13 protein-coding genes are annotated in these 14,675 nt (G+C 66.1%); 6 read left to right on the plus strand and 7 right to left on the minus strand.

Features of this window, described 5'->3' with window-relative positions; genetic code table 11:
• Positions 1-106 precede the first annotated feature (106 nt).
• Positions 107-6,202, plus strand: coding sequence for a type I secretion C-terminal target domain-containing protein (locus tag AC3XQU_RS02510; RefSeq protein ID WP_489872544.1), 6,096 nt, complete (start codon positions 107-109; stop codon positions 6,200-6,202).
• Positions 6,203-6,211: 9 nt separating this feature from the next.
• Here AC3XQU_RS02510 and AC3XQU_RS02515 read toward each other — a convergent pair whose 3' ends face one another.
• The 3 genes from AC3XQU_RS02515 to pmbA are packed head-to-tail and all read right to left on the minus strand — an operon-like array spanning position 6,212 to position 8,247.
• Positions 6,212-6,631, minus strand: coding sequence for a DUF1801 domain-containing protein (locus AC3XQU_RS02515; protein WP_489872545.1), 420 nt, complete (start codon positions 6,629-6,631; stop codon positions 6,212-6,214).
• Between the two features lie 8 nt (positions 6,632-6,639).
• Positions 6,640-6,882, minus strand: a complete 243-nt coding sequence (locus AC3XQU_RS02520) for a hypothetical protein (protein WP_489872546.1) — start codon at positions 6,880-6,882, stop codon at positions 6,640-6,642.
• A 12-nt stretch (positions 6,883-6,894) separates the two neighbouring features.
• Entirely contained in the window at positions 6,895-8,247 is a 1,353-nt protein-coding gene (pmbA, locus tag AC3XQU_RS02525) for a metalloprotease PmbA (protein WP_489872547.1), read from the minus strand.
• 95 nt (positions 8,248-8,342) lie between these two features.
• Between pmbA and yjgA the strand changes: the two genes are divergently transcribed.
• Genes yjgA through AC3XQU_RS02540 form a run of 3 tightly spaced genes read left to right on the plus strand, consistent with a single transcriptional unit; the run spans position 8,343 to position 10,233 of the window.
• Entirely contained in the window at positions 8,343-8,948 is a 606-nt protein-coding gene (gene yjgA, locus AC3XQU_RS02530; RefSeq protein WP_489872548.1) for a ribosome biogenesis factor YjgA, read from the plus strand.
• Entirely contained in the window at positions 8,926-9,549 is a 624-nt protein-coding gene (gene mog / locus AC3XQU_RS02535; protein WP_489872549.1) for a molybdopterin adenylyltransferase, read from the plus strand. The genes yjgA and mog overlap by 23 nt, the downstream gene beginning before the upstream one ends.
• A gap of 15 nt (positions 9,550-9,564) precedes the next feature.
• Positions 9,565-10,233, plus strand: coding sequence for an alpha/beta hydrolase (locus tag AC3XQU_RS02540; RefSeq protein WP_489872550.1), 669 nt, complete (start codon positions 9,565-9,567; stop codon positions 10,231-10,233).
• A gap of 108 nt (positions 10,234-10,341) precedes the next feature.
• On the opposite strand, the gene AC3XQU_RS02545 is transcribed toward AC3XQU_RS02540, so the two are convergent.
• Entirely contained in the window at positions 10,342-11,667 is a 1,326-nt protein-coding gene (locus AC3XQU_RS02545; protein ID WP_489872551.1) for an aspartate aminotransferase family protein, read from the minus strand.
• Between the two features lie 116 nt (positions 11,668-11,783).
• Here AC3XQU_RS02545 and AC3XQU_RS02550 point away from each other — a divergent pair, with 116 nt between their 5' ends.
• Entirely contained in the window at positions 11,784-12,338 is a 555-nt protein-coding gene (locus AC3XQU_RS02550; RefSeq protein WP_489872552.1) for a carboxymuconolactone decarboxylase family protein, read from the plus strand.
• A gap of 6 nt (positions 12,339-12,344) precedes the next feature.
• On the opposite strand, the gene AC3XQU_RS02555 is transcribed toward AC3XQU_RS02550, so the two are convergent.
• From AC3XQU_RS02555 to AC3XQU_RS02565, 3 genes are all read right to left on the minus strand, one after another.
• Positions 12,345-13,193: a fumarylacetoacetate hydrolase family protein gene (locus AC3XQU_RS02555; RefSeq protein WP_489872553.1), complete on the minus strand. Its 849-nt coding sequence runs from the start codon at positions 13,191-13,193 to the stop codon at positions 12,345-12,347.
• A gap of 93 nt (positions 13,194-13,286) precedes the next feature.
• Positions 13,287-13,646 (minus strand): c-type cytochrome, encoded by a 360-nt coding sequence (locus AC3XQU_RS02560; protein ID WP_489872554.1) that lies wholly within the window; start codon positions 13,644-13,646, stop codon positions 13,287-13,289.
• Complete coding sequence (locus tag AC3XQU_RS02565; protein WP_489872555.1) at positions 13,643-14,185, minus strand: c-type cytochrome; 543 nt, start codon at positions 14,183-14,185, stop codon at positions 13,643-13,645. The genes AC3XQU_RS02560 and AC3XQU_RS02565 overlap by 4 nt, the downstream gene beginning before the upstream one ends.
• 88 nt (positions 14,186-14,273) lie before the next feature.
• Between AC3XQU_RS02565 and AC3XQU_RS02570 the strand changes: the two genes are divergently transcribed.
• Positions 14,274-14,675: a c-type cytochrome gene (locus AC3XQU_RS02570; protein ID WP_489872556.1), complete on the plus strand. Its 402-nt coding sequence runs from the start codon at positions 14,274-14,276 to the stop codon at positions 14,673-14,675.

Genomic DNA, 14,675 nt, shown 5'->3' on the forward strand with positions numbered 1-14,675 from the left:
CAGGCGCCGGATGCGCCACGCATAACCGCGAACCTGTTGCAATAATTACTCGACTTGTCTTGCTGAGTGGGCGATAGTAGCCGGTCACATTTTGCCAGCCACTGCCATGATCAAGCCTGCCGAACACCTGCCTGTCGACGAATCCGGCTATGGAAGCATGTCGGGCTCCTCGGGCGACGTTGCCGACACCACGCCGCCGACGCTGGTCTTGGGCCCCGTCAACGGACAGGACGCGAGCGCCGACCTGGTATTCACCTTCAGCGAGCCGGTCAAACTGGGCGCCGGAACGCTGGTCATCTGGACGAACATGGGTACTCCCTATTCCGCCGACGTCGCCGGCAACCCGCACCTGAGCGTGTCGGGCAACACCATCGTTTTCAATCCGCCTGCGCCGTTGGACCTGAAGGCCGACCACGGTATCCAGTTCACCCAGGGCGCCATCCTCGACCTGGCCGGCAATGCGCTGAGCGGAGCGAACGGTGTGGTGGTGTATTTCACAACCGGCATCAGCACCACGCCGGTCAACCAGACCGGTACCGCGGGCCGCGACATCCTGCACGGCAGCGATTTCGCCGACACCATCCTTGGTGCGGGCGGAGGCGACGAACTGTATGGCTATGGCGGCGACGATGTCCTCGATGGGGGTGTGAGCAAGGGCAGCGATTACTCTGCAACCGACTATATTTCCGGTGGCGCCGGCAACGACATCCTGTACGGCAATGACGGCTACGACTATCTGCTCGGTGGCGAAGGCAACGACAAGGTCTACGGCGGAGATGACTCCGATCGCCTGTTCGGCGGCGCCGGCGACGACCTTCTCAACGGCGGCGAGGGCAACGACGAACTGAAGGACGATGCGGGTGAGGACGTGCTGCTCGGCGGCGGCGGCGACGACTGGCTGGTCGCCGCCAGCGCCTCGACCGGCAGGCTTGATGGCGGCGAAGGCAATGACCGGCTGGCAGCCTACAGCGGCGCCGACATCAGTGGCGGCAACGGGAACGATCAACTGGTCCTCACCCTCGCCGGCGGCGCCAGCGTCTCGGCGGTCGATGCCGGCGCAGGCGACGACGCCATCGAACTGGTATTCAACCAGCCTGCCGACGCGCAGGTAAGCGTCACGGGCGGAACTGGCGCCGATACCTACGCCCTTCGGGTAACGGCCCTGGTGGAAAGCGCCACCACGCGCGTGCGCGTCACGGACTTCACTGCAGGCGCGCATGGCGATCGCATCGACCTGTTCCCTATCCTGGGCGCCAGCTACAACGGCAATCCGTTCGGTAACGGACTGCTGCGCCTGGTCGCCGAGGGCGGCGCAACGCTGATCCAGCTGCGTACCGCGGCGGGCAGCTACCAGACCCTGGTGGAACTGGACGGGATCGCCCCTGCCAGCCTGGGGCGAGCGAATTTTATCGGCGATATCGATCCGGCCGGCTCGCAAACCGGCCTCGCGATCGGCGGCACCGAGTGGTATGACGTCCTCGCTGGTACGGTGATGAACGACACCATCGACGGCCATAGCGGATCCGACCAGTTGCATGGCAATGGGGGCGACGATCTGCTGCGCGGCGGCGAGCACCAGGACACCCTGGTGGGCGGTACCGGCAACGACGTCCTGCTGGGCGGGGACGGCGACGACTGGCTCGACGAACGCACCGACCCGACCGGCAACGACCGCCTCGAAGGGGGCGCCGGCAACGACCGGCTGTTTACTGCATCGAGCGGCACCAATGTGCTCGATGGCGGGACCGGCGACGACACACTATCCGGGGGTAACGGCGCCGACACCCTGCTCGGCGGCGACGGCAACGACACGCTCACGGTCGCCTCTGTGGGCAATGGCGCGGCGCGCAGCATCAGCCTGCAGGGCGGCGCCGGCAACGACCTGCTGAAACTGGGCGCCATGTCCGGCGCGGCTGCCGTGAGCGCGCAGGGCGGCGCCGGCGCCGATACCTTTGAGGTGCTGGCACTGGGCGCCCAGGCGCGCGTGACCGATTTCAACGCGGGCGAAGGCGACCGCCTGGACCTGCGGGCCCTGCTGCCGGCCAGCCTGGAGGACAATCCTTTCGGACCGGCCGGCTACCTGAAAGCCGAGCAGGTGGGCAACGACACCCTGGTCTATATCGACAGCGACGGCGCGGCCGGCGCGGCGCACCAGTTCCAGCTGGCGGTGACCCTGGCGGGCGTCTCCCCAGCATCGCTGTCGCGCACCAGCTTGAGCGGCGGCTACGACCGCCTGGGCAGCGAAATCGGCTTCACCATCCTCGGCACGAGCAAGGACGAGACGCTGCAGGGTGAAGACATGGACGACACCATCCGGGGCAATGGCGGCAGCGACACCCTGTTTGGCGGCAAAGGCAACGATCTGCTCGAAGTGGGCGACGCCCTCAGCTACGGTGCCCGCCTGGTTGGCGGCACGGGCAACGACACGCTGCGCGGCGGCGCAGGCCGCGACGACCTCGAAGGCGAGGCGGGCAACGATACGCTCGATGGCGGTGCAGGCGACGACCAGCTCGACGGCGGCGCCGGTGACGACCTGCTGCGCGGCGGCGATGGCGACGACCGGATCGAAGACGTATCGGGCAACAATGTGTTCGAGGGCGGCAACGGCAACGACACCATTCGCACCTCGACCTTCTACGATACCGAGGTTCTCACGCCGTTTTTCATCTCCGTCGATGGCGGCGCCGGCAACGACCAGATACAGGTTTCGCTCGACGCCGATACCGTGCTCGGTGGTACCGGCAACGACAACATCACGGTAACGGGATCCGGCAAGGATTTGGCTGGACAACCTGGGATGCGGATCGATGCCGGCGCCGGAGACGACATCATCGGCATCGAAACCTGGAATGCAACGACACGCTCGGTCGAAGCGGCAGGCGGTACGGGCCGCGACACTTATCGTTTCCTGCAAGCCGATCCACGGCTGCTGTTGACGATCACCGACTTCGCAGCAGGAGCAGGCGGCGACGTGCTCGACATCTTCTCGCTGCTGGCCTACGTGGATGGCAGCGGCAATCCATTCGGTCCCCTCAACAAGCTGCGGCTCGAGCAGCGCGGCAGCGACACGGTCCTTCAGCGCGAATCCGACACGGCAGCCGTTACCTGGCAGGATGTCGCCATCCTGCGCAACGTTGCAGCGACTGCACTCACTACCGACAATTTCACGGACGGTGCGCGTCCCGACGGCTCGCCCGCAGGCCTGGAGCGTAGCGGAACCGCGAACGACGACCATATGCGGGGCGGACGTCTCGACGATACCCTGCGCGGCGCGGGCGGCAGCGATACCATCTACGGTGGTCCCGGTGCGGACAGCCTGTACGGAGACGCCTGGTCGGACCAGCTCTTCGGCGAAGCCGGCGACGACCGCCTGTTCGGGGGCGACGATTCCGACAGCCTGCTCGACAATGCGGGCAATAATCTGCTCGACGGCGGCGATGGCCACGACTACCTTGCAACCTCGTCGCCGGACGGCGGCAAGTTGTTGGGGGGTGCTGGCCAGGACAGGCTGTACATCACCGGCGCCGGCGGCAATCTCGTACTCGACGGCGGCATTGGCGACGACGAGATCGACATAGGCTACTCAGCCTCGACCATCGCGGCAAGCGTGCGTATCCAGGGTGGAGATGGCAACGACCTGATCACGGTCAGCATGGGGGGCGTGCAGAAGATCGACGCTGTCGCCGAAGGCGGTGCCGGCCGCGACACTTACAAGATACTCGGCGTGCCGGGTCCAGCCCAGCTCACCGTTCTGGACTTCCGAACTGGCGAAGGCGGCGACCTCATCGACCTGAGCCGATTTGTCGACAGTGCATACGGCACCAACCCCTTCAGCCCGGCCCAGGGCATGCGGATGGAGCAACGCGGCGCCGACGCAGTGCTGCAGGCACGCATTGTCGAAGCAGGCCAGGCCGTGTACCGCGACGTGATCGTGTTCGCCGGGATCGACAAGGCCGCCATTGGCGCGGCCAATGTCGTAGGAGGCTTCAATCCTGACGGCTCCAGCACCGGCCGCACCATCGTCGGCACGGCCAACGCCGATACACTCGTGGGCGGCTGGCTCGACGACACCATCTCGGGCGGCGCCGACAATGACACGCTGTCCGGCCACGCGGGCAACGACCACCTGCTCGGCGGGGACGGCGATGACCGGCTCGACGGCGATGGCTACGTGAGCGCACCGGCTGCCGGTCATGACATCCTCGACGGCGGAGCAGGCAACGACGACCTGATCAGCCTGTGGGGAAGCGACGTCCTGCACGGTGGCGACGGCAACGACACCCTCACCCTGCGCTCCAGCGGCCAGGACACGGCGCCGCGCCAGCACGTGACCATGCACGGCGATGCCGGCGACGACATCATCAAGGTCCTTCCGTGGCGCGATGCGCCGCTCGATGTCGAGATGAGCGGTGGCATCGGCATGGACAGCTTCAAGATCTACTGGATGCCTGAGACGGGCTCGCTCACCATCACCGATTTCCAGGCCGGGACAGGCGGCGATGTGCTTGACGCCTTCATGCTCGACTACACCATCCCGCTGCGCGGGGAGATCTCGCCGTTCACCACAGGCCAGTTCCGTTTCGTCCAGCGCGGTGCCGATGCCGTCCTTCAAATGGACGCAAACGGCAGCGGGAGCTACCAGGATGTGGTCACGCTCAAGAACCTCGACAAGAACAGCTTGAGCGCGGCGAACATGGCCTACGGCCTGGCGCCGGACGGATCGACCAAGGGCCTCGACTGGATCGGCAGCGGCGCAGCCGACACCCATCCGGGTAGCTGGCTCGACGACACGCTCAGGGGCGGCGACGGCGATGACGTCCTGTATGGCGCGCGCGGCCACGACCTGCTCGACGGCGGCGCCGGGAACGACACGCTATCGGACTCCGAGGGAAAAGATACGCTGCTGGGCGGTCCAGGCAACGATACGCTCATATCGCGCGGCGATGACACCCTGGAGGGCGGCGACGGCGACGATTCCCTGATCAACCGGCTCGGCAACGTGCGCATGGATGGCGGCAACGGCAACGATTACCTGGCACTGTGGAGCGATTCGGGCGACTCTGCAACCGCGCACAGCATCCTGCTCGGCGGCGCCGGCAATGACAGGTTCAGCATCGAGTCGAACGCCAACAATCCTAACGTCGCCACAGTGACTGGCGGCAGCGGGCGCGACGTGTTCACTGCCGGGACCGGCCATTACACCGTGACCGATTTCCAGACCGGGATCGACGGCGACCAGATCACGATTCATGCATTGTCGGGCGGGTACGATGATCCTTTCGGCAGCGCGGCTTACCTGCGTTTCGTGCAGGATGGCGCCAACACGCTGCTGCTGTACGATGCCGGCCGCACCGGCAAGGGATTCGCCACGATCATGACCTTGCTCGGCACCGAGGCCGGCAGCATCACGGCGGCGAACGTCCTCGGGGTGAATCAACCGGCGCCGCCACCTCCGCCTCCACCTCCGCCGCCGCCTCCCCCACCGCCCCCGCCGCCGCCCCCGGTCGTGACCGCCCCGCCCGTCACCACCACCGGCAGCACGGGCAGCGACGAGATCCGCGGCGGCGCCGGCAACGACCTGCTCGACGGCGGCGCAGGCAACGACATCCTGGTCGGCGGCGCAGGCAACGACACCCTGGTTGGCGGCGACGGCCGCGACAGCGCCCACTATGCCGGCACGTTCGCCAATTATTCGGTCAAGGGCGGCAAGGACGAGTTCCGCATATTCGACCAGCGCACGTCCAATGGCGAAGGCACCGACTCCCTGGTCGGCGTCGAGCGCCTGCTGTTTGGCGACGGCGTGGGCATGGCCCTCGACATCGACGGCGTGGCCGGCCAGGCCTTCCGCATCTACCGCGCCGCTTTCGATCGCGCACCCGACCTGGGCGGCATGGGCTTCTGGCTCGCCAGCATGGACAAGGGCGCCACGGTGTACGACCTGGCCGTGGGCTTCGTGGCCTCGAAAGAGTTCGCGGATTTGTACGGCGCCGCGCCGACCAATGCGGAACTGGTCACGCGCCTGTACACCAACATCCTGCACCGCGCGCCGGAAGCGGCGGGTTACGCCTACTGGCTGGATATTTTGGACAGCAAGAAGGCCGACCTGGTGGGCGTGCTGGCGATGATCAGCGAGAGCGGCGAGAACGTGGACGGGGTGGCGGAGCTGATCGCGAACGGCATCCCGTTCACGCCCTACGGCTGATCGGGCAAATCAGGCGGGGTAGCGTGCGCGCGTGGCGGCCACCGACGCCGCCACCATCCGTTCCAGCACGGCGGCATCGACGTCGGCAAGGCTGCGCACATACAGGCAAGCCTTGCCCATCTTGTGCCGCCCGAGGCTGTCGCGGAAGGCCTGCAGCGCCGGTGCGTCGCAATCGAGGTAGATACTGATGTCGCCCTTGCGCGAGGCGAAGCCGGTCAGCGGCGCATCGCCTTCGCGGCCGCTGTCGTAGACGTAGTGGTAGCTGCCGAAGCCGACGATGCCGGGTCCCCACATGACGGGTGGCGCCCCGGTCGCCTGCTGCATCATGGCGGCGATCGCCTCACAGTCGCGGCGCCGCGCTTCGTCAGGGATGGCGTCGAGGTAGGCGCGCACGCTGGCGTCGGTCGCCACCGTCTTGTTCGCGGCCATGCGCTGGCTTACAGCTTGACGTCGAGGTGGGTCGCGACCCAGGCGTGGGCGTCTTCGACGCTGTCGAAGTGCACGGTGGCCAGGGTGGTCTTGTCGCCAGACAGAAGATTGGCGTACATGCGCTTCTCGTCGTTGTTCGAGCTGAGCAGGTCGGACTGCGGCGCCAGCTCGACGGTGGCGACCAGGTCGAGGTTGAGCAGGACCGCCTTCTTCGGGATGTTGTCCTTGTCGATGCGAATGAATTTGCTCATGGCCTGCTCCTGTCAGCTGCCGGCAATGACCATCTTCTCGATCAGGATCGAGCCGGTGGACTTGTTGCCGCGGGTAAGGACATCGTTACCGATGGCCACGATTTGCTGGAACATGTCGCGCATGTTGCCGGCAATGGTGATTTCTTCGACCGGGTACTGGATCACGCCGTTCTCGACCCAGTAGCCGGACGCGCCGCGCGAATAGTCGCCGGTAACGTAGTTCACGCCCTGCCCCATCAGCTCGGTGACGAGCAGGCCGGTACCCATCTTGCGCAGCATGCCTTCGAAATTGTCGGCCAGCTTGGTCTGGGTCGATACCAGGTCGAGGTTATGCGAACCGCCGGCGTTACCCGTGGTCTGCATGCCCAGCTTGCGCGCCGAGTAAGACGACAGGAAATAACCCTGCAGCACGCCGTTGTCGACAACCTTGCGGCGCACGGTTTTCACGCCCTCTTCATCGAAGGGCGCCGAGCCGACCGCGCCGATCAGGTGCGGGTCTTCCACCACGTTGATGTGGTCGGGGAAGACCTGCTTGCCGAGGGTATCGAGCAGGAAGGTGGATTTGCGATAGAGCGCGCCGCCCGAGACGGCTTGCACGAAGGCGCCCAGCAGGCCGGCGGCCAGCGGCGCCTCGAACAGCACCGGGCAGGTGCGGGTATCGAGCTTGCGCGCGTTCAGGCGCGCCAGCGCGCGTTCGGCGGCGTAGCGGCCCACAAGCTCCGGCTTGCCCAGCTTTTTCGGATCGCGCGCCGAGGTGTACCAGTCGTCGCGCTGCATCTTGTTGCCCTTGCCCGCGATCGGGGCCACCGAGATGGTGTGGCGCGAGAACGGGTAGCCGCCGATGAAGCCGCGGCTGTTGGCGCCGACGAAATGCGACTGCTGCACGTAGACGCTGGACCCTTCGCTGTTGGTCACCCGCGGGTCGACTTCGAAGGCCGCGTTTTCGCAGCGCTGGGCCAGCTCGACCGCTTCTTCGGTGGAGATCTGCCAGGGATAGAACAGGCGCAGGTCGCGCGGGTTCATCTCGAGCAGGTCGGCGTCGGGCAAGCCGGAGCAGTCGTCTTCGGCGGTGAAGCGGGCGATGTTCCAGGCCGCTTCGACGGTGGCCTTGAGCGAGCCGGTGGAGAAATCGGAGGTATTGGCGTTGCCGCGGCACTGGCCCACATAGACGGTGACGCCGATGCCCTTGTCGCGGTTTTGCTCGATGGTCTCGATTTTTCCTTTACGTACAGAAACTGATAATCCGCTTCCCTCGCTGATTTCGACCGAGGCGTCGGTCGCGCCCTGCTCTTTCGCATACGCCAAAACGTCGCGGGCGAGCTGTTTCAGCTGGTCCTGGGTGTGGGTGAAAGCGGAGTCGTTCATATAGTGTTTTTCGTGGCGAGCCCTAAAACAGTTATCATAGCAGCCGTTTACAGTTTTCACTGATCGGCCCAGTGCCAATCGGATCAATCCAAATCATGCCTAATCCAAATCGCGGCTCCGTTGGCTTCCAGTCCAACGAATTCGAGCAAGAGTACGAACGCCCATCGAAGTCCGAGGCCAAGCGCCACTCGAACGAGCTGCAAAAGCTTGGCGAACAGCTCGTCGACGCCGCGCGCGACCGGGTCAAGCGCATCGAGATGCCCGAGGACGTCAAGGAAGCCATCCTGACCTGCCAATCCATCACGAACCACGAAGGCCGCCGCCGCGCCCTGCAGTTCGTGGGCAAGAAGATGCGCACTCTCGACGAAGAGGAAGTGGCCGTCATCCAGCGCGCCATCGACAGCTGGAAAGGCGCTTCCAAGGCCGAAACCGCCTCGCTGCACGCACTCGAGCGCCGCCGCGAAAAGCTTCTCACCGACGACACCGCGCTCACCAAGCTGCTCGAAGAAGCGCCGGAACTGGACGTGCAGCACCTGCGCACCCTGATCCGCAACGCGCGCAAGGAGCAGGCCGAGAACAAGCCGCCGAAAGCCTACCGCGAGATCTTCCAGATCCTGAAGGACCTGAACAAGAAGTCCAAGCAGGCCGACACGGAAGCCGGCGACGAGGAAGCGGGCGATGACGAGTCCGACGACGAGTGATCACGAGTTGATCATCGGCCTGGTGTCGGTGTCGGACCGCGCCAGCGGCGGGGTCTACGAAGACAAGGGCATCCCGGCGCTAAGCGACTGGCTGGCCGCCGCGATCACCACGCCCTACCGGCTAGAGACCCGCTTGATCCCCGACGAACGCGCCGGGATCGAGCGCACCCTGATCGACCTGGTCGACCAGGTTGGCTGCGACCTGGTCTTGACCACCGGCGGCACGGGCCCTGCGCGGCGCGATGTCACGCCGGAAGCCACGCTGGCCGTGGCCACGAAAGAAATGCCGGGCTTCGGCGAGCAGATGCGCCAGATCAGCCTGCGCTTCGTGCCGACAGCGATCCTGTCGCGCCAGACCGCGGTGATCCGCGAAACCGCGAACCACGCGGCGCTGATCATGAACCTGCCGGGCCAGCCCAAGTCGATCAAGGAAACGCTCGAAGGGCTCAAGGACGATGCCGGCAACACGCTCGCCGGCGGCATCTTCGCTGCCGTCCCCTATTGCATCGACCTGATCGGCGGGCCCTACATGGAAACCGATCCTTCGGTCAGCAAGACCTTCCGCCCGAAGTCGGCGCTGCGTCCTGCCACGCCGACGTAACTTCTTAGGAAAAGCATGAACCAGCTGCTGGAAAACATCGAGATCGAAACCGCACCGAATCCGGAAATCGCCGTCATCTGGCTGCACGGCCTGGGCGCCGACGGCAACGACTTCGTGCCGATGGTGCAGGAGCTCTACCTGGCCGGCCTGCCCGGCATCCGCTTCGTGTTCCCGCATGCGAAGACCATGCCGGTGACGATCAACAACGGCTACGTGATGCGCTCGTGGTACGACATCGTTGCCACCGACCTGACCCGCCGCGAGGACGAAGGCGGCCTGCGCGCCTCGCAGCGCGACGTGGAAGCGCTGATCGCGCGCGAGAAGGCCCGCGGCATTCCCGCTTCGCGCATCATCCTGGCCGGCTTCTCGCAGGGCTGCGCGATGACGCTGCAGACCGGCATGCGCCATCCCGAGAAGCTGGCGGGCATGCTCTGCCTGTCGGGCTACCTGCCGCTGGCAACTGTTGCGGGTGCGGAGCGCACCGAGGAAAGCCTGGCCACGCCGGTCTTCATGGCCCACGGCCGCCAGGACGGCGTGGTGCCCTTCGCGCGTGCGCAGGAGTCGATGGAAGTGCTCAAGAAGCTGGGCTACCAGGTCGAGTGGCACGAATACAATATGCAGCACTCGCTGTGCCTGGAAGAGGTGCAAGATATCTCGAAGTGGTTCAGGAAGGTGCTGGCCTGAGGGCCACGCTGCTTCGTTCACCGCTACCCTTGATACCGTCGTTCCGGCGAAGGCCGGAACCCAATTTTTGCGCGCACTGCTGACGCTGAAAGCACGCGCTGAAGGATGCTAACCCTTCAACGCCGCTTCCACCGCATCCGACAAGCGCGACACAATCTCCGACAAATCCGCCGCCGTCGCAATGAAGGGCGGCGCCAGCAGCACGTGGTCGCCGTGCAATCCATCGATGGTCCCGCCCATCGGGTACACCATCAACCCGCATTCCATCGCCTTGGCCTTGATCGCCGCGTGCAGCTTGCGCTCCGGTGCGAACGGGGTCTTGGTTGCGCGGTCCTGCACGAATTCCAGCGCCAGGAACAGGCCGCGGCCGCGGATGTCGCCCACGTGCTCGTGGGTCCCGAAGACGTCGCCCAGCATGCGCCGCAAGGTCGCGCCGCGGCTGCGCACCCGTCCCAGTAGATCGTCGCGCTCGATCACCTTTTGCACTTCGAGGGCCGCCGCTGCCGCCACCGGGTGGCCGATATAGGTGTGCCCGTGCTGGAAGATGCCGCTGCCTCCCCGCAGGCAGTCGACGATGGTCTGGTGCGCCAGCACGGCGCCGATCGGCTGGTAGCCCGCGCCCAGTCCCTTGGCGATGGCGATGATGTCCGACGCCACGCCGTCCTGCTCGATCGCGTACATGCTGCCGGTACGGCCCATCCCGCACATCACCTCGTCGGCGATGAACAGGATGCGGTAGCGATCGCAGATGTCGCGCACGCCCTGGAAGTAGCCGGCCGTGGGTGGGATCGCGCCGCCGGTGGCGCCGACCACCGGCTCGGCGACGAAAGCGATGATGTTTTCCGGTCCGGCCTCGAGGATGCGCGTCTCGAGTTCGTCGAGCAGGCCGGCGGTGTAGTCGTCCACGCTTTGGTGCGCGGCGCGGCCGCGGTATTCGTAGCAGGCGCCGACCCGCACCGTGTCCATCAGCAGGGGCGCGAAGGCCTTGCGGCGCCACTCGTTGCCGCCCACCGCCAGCGCGCCCAGCGTGTTGCCGTGGTAGCTCTGGCGGCGCGCGACGAACAGCGTGCGCTGCGGCTCGCCCGCCTCGACCCAGTACTGGCGCGCCAGCTTGAGCGCGGTCTCCACCGCTTCCGAACCGCCCGAGACCAGGTAGACGCCTTTGAACTCCTGCGGCGCGCCGGCAATCAGGCGGTCGGCCAGTTCCTCGGCCACGTCGGTGGTGAAGAAGGAGGTGTGGGCGTAGGCGCAGCGGTCGATCTGGCGGTGCATGGCCGCGATCACGTCGGGATGGCCGTGGCCGAGCGAGGAGACGGCGGCGCCGCCGCTGGCGTCGATATAGGTGCGGCCGACGCTGTCGTGCATGCGGATGCCGCTGGCTGCCACCGCGAGCGGCGGGACCTGGCGCAGGTTGCGGTGGAGGATATGGCTCATTGCGACTCCCGAGGTAGAAGGACGACGCTTGACAATAAGCGTGCCGTGCGCGGGTTCTTTTGATTTTTGCCGGACGCTATGCAATTATTTTCCAATTACAACATTTGCGCCGCCCCATGACCGACCGACTCGGACCGATCGCCCCCCTTGATATGACGCCGGCCCAGCGCGCCGCGGCGCAAGCGATCATCGATGGCCCGCGCGGCGCGGTCTACGGCCCCTTCGTGCCGCTGCTGCGTAGTCCCGAGCTGATGGAGTATGCCCAGCGCATGGGCGAATACCTGCGCTACCGCAGCGCGATCGGGGTGCGGCTGTCGGAGCTGGCGATCCTGGTCACGGCGCGGCAGTGGAACCAGCAGGTGGAATGGGCGATCCATGCGCCGATCGCGGCGCAGGTGGGCATCCCGGGCTCGGTCATCGAAGCGATCGCCGAGCGGCGCCGGCCCGGGGACATGCTGGTGGACGAAGCGGTGGTGCACGACTTCTGCGTCGAACTGCACGAACGCAAATCGGTGTCGGATCGGGTGTATGCGGACGCGCTGGCGCTGTTCGGCGAACAGGGCGTGGTGGATTTGATGGGAGTGAACGGGTACTACACCTTCCTGGCCATGATCATGAATACGGCCAGGACGGCGGTGCCGGCATCGAGCGCGGGGCCGATGCCGGACTAGCGGCGCTCACTTCGGAAACGCCACCACTTCCTGCTGCTGCTCGCCGATCCCGGCGATCCCCAGGCGCAGCTTGTCGCCCTTTTTCAGGAAGCGCTGCGGCGTGCGGCCCATGCCCACGCCCGGGGGGGTGCCGGTGGTGATGATGTCGCCCGGCTCGAGCGTCATGAAGCGCGACACGTAGCTGACGATTTGCGCCACCGTGAACACCATGGTCGAGGTATTCCCGGTCTGCATGCGCTTGCCGTTCAGTTCCAGGTAAAGGTCCAGGTCCTGCACGTCGAAGATCTCGTCGCGCGTGACGAGGAAAGGGCCCACCGGGCCGAAGGTGTCGCAGCCCTTGCCCTTGTCCCACTGCGAGCCCATCTCGAACTGGAAGGCGCGCTCGGACACGTCGTTGACGACGCAGTAGCCGGCCACGAAATCCAGGGCGTCTTCTTCGCTCACATACTGCGCGCGGGTGCCGATCACCACGCCCAGCTCCACTTCCCAGTCGGTCTTCTTCGAGCCTTTCGGCAGCTGGATCGGGTCGTCCGGGCCGTTCAAGCTGCTGATGGCCTTGGTGAAGAACACCGGCTCGCTCGGCACGGCGGAGCCGGTCTCCGCCGCGTGGTCGGCGTAGTTCATGCCGATGCCGATGAACTTGCCGACGCCTTTGACCGGCACGCCCAGGCGCGGATTGCCGCGCACCAGCGGCAGCGTCTTCCAGTCGAGCTTGGCCAGCTTGCGCAGGGCTTTATCCGACAATACCGAACCGTCGATATCGTCGATCACCTTGGACAGGTCGCGCAGGCGGCCCTCTTCGTCGAACATGCCCGGCTTTTCCTTGCCTGGGCGGCCATAGCGCACCAATCTCATGCTTGTCTTCCCGTGAGTAGTCAGGCCCATGCGGGCCGAGGCGGCGATGATACCAAGGATCGGCGCGGGCGACGCGGTAGCCGGCGCGGCGGCTTATTGCAGCAGGAGATAGGCGCTCATGTCGAGCGCATCGCGTTCGGTGACGCCCATGTTGGGCATGGCGGTGTGGGGGTCGATCGATTGCGGGTCGCGGATCCAGCGTACCATGTTGGCCTGGTTGTTCTCCAGGTTGCCGGCCAGGACCTTCTGCCTGCCGTAGTCGAGCAGCGGCCGGCCGACGTACACCTTGGAACCGGGCACCGCCGTGATCATGTGGCAGGACTGGCAGGCATACTGGGTCAGCGCGACCTTGCCGCGCACCGGGTCGCCCTGGATGCCGGGCCGTTCGGGCGGTGCGCAGCCGGCCAGCGCGCCGGCCGCCAGCAGCACCCCGATGATGCGGGAGGCGGTCATGGCGCCACCTGCGTGGCGGTCGCGGCGCGGTAGTCGGCCGCGCTCATGGCCGGCATGGTGCGCACGAAGGCCACCACCGCCCAGATGTCCTCGTCGGCCAGGTGGTATTCCCAGGCCGGCATGCCGCTCATCTTGATGCCGTGCTTGGTAATCCAGTACAGCTCGCGCGTCTGCCAGCGCTGGGTCGCGTCCACCAGGGGACCGGGAATCGGCTGCATGCTCATGCCGATGGTCGACTGCGCGACGCCGGGGCCGCCATGGCACTGCACGCAGTTGGCGCGGTAGACCTGGGCGCCGCGCTGCAGCTGCTGGGCGCCGCCCAGTGCCGGGACCCGGATCTCCTGCGCGTGGTTCTGCACCGACTGTGTCATGCCTTCTTCCAGCACCGTGTACACGAAGGGGAAATGCTGGGCGGTGGCGCCGATGTTGTACCAGCCGCCATACAGCACGGCCAGGCCGGCCGCGCCCGCGGTGACGCCGGCCGCGAGCAGCGTCAGTACAGCGGTCTTGATGATCAGCCGGCGGCGGTTGGAGGGCATGCGAGGGGGCGTCCGATTGGAAGAGTTAAAAAAATTGCATCATTCTTTGTGTATTATAAAAGCCACCCAACAATCGTGATTTCCTAGCGTGCGCACCCTCTTATCCGACGAATCCGTCCCCCGAAACCATCACTATGCCGGCGTGTTGCTGGCATGTGCGGCGCTGCTGGCCGGCTGCAAGGGTGAAGCCGACGCCGTGCGCGTGCCCGGCGGCCAGGTCGAGCAGGGACTGCGCCTGGTCACCCAGTACCAGTGCGGCGCCTGCCATACCATTCCCGGGGTGCAGGGCGCGGCCGGCGAGTCGGCTCCCTCGCTCGACCATATCGGCAGCCTGAGCTACCTTGCGGGTGGCATTCCCAACCAACCGGCCAACATGGTGCAGTGGCTGCGCGTGCCGCACGCCGTCAAGCCCGGCACCGAGATGCCGGCCATGGGCCTGAGCGAACAGGAAGCGCGCCACATGGCGGCCTTCCTGTACACGCTGCGATAA

The sequence above is a fragment of the Telluria sp. AZSoR62 genome, assembly GCF_058111565.1.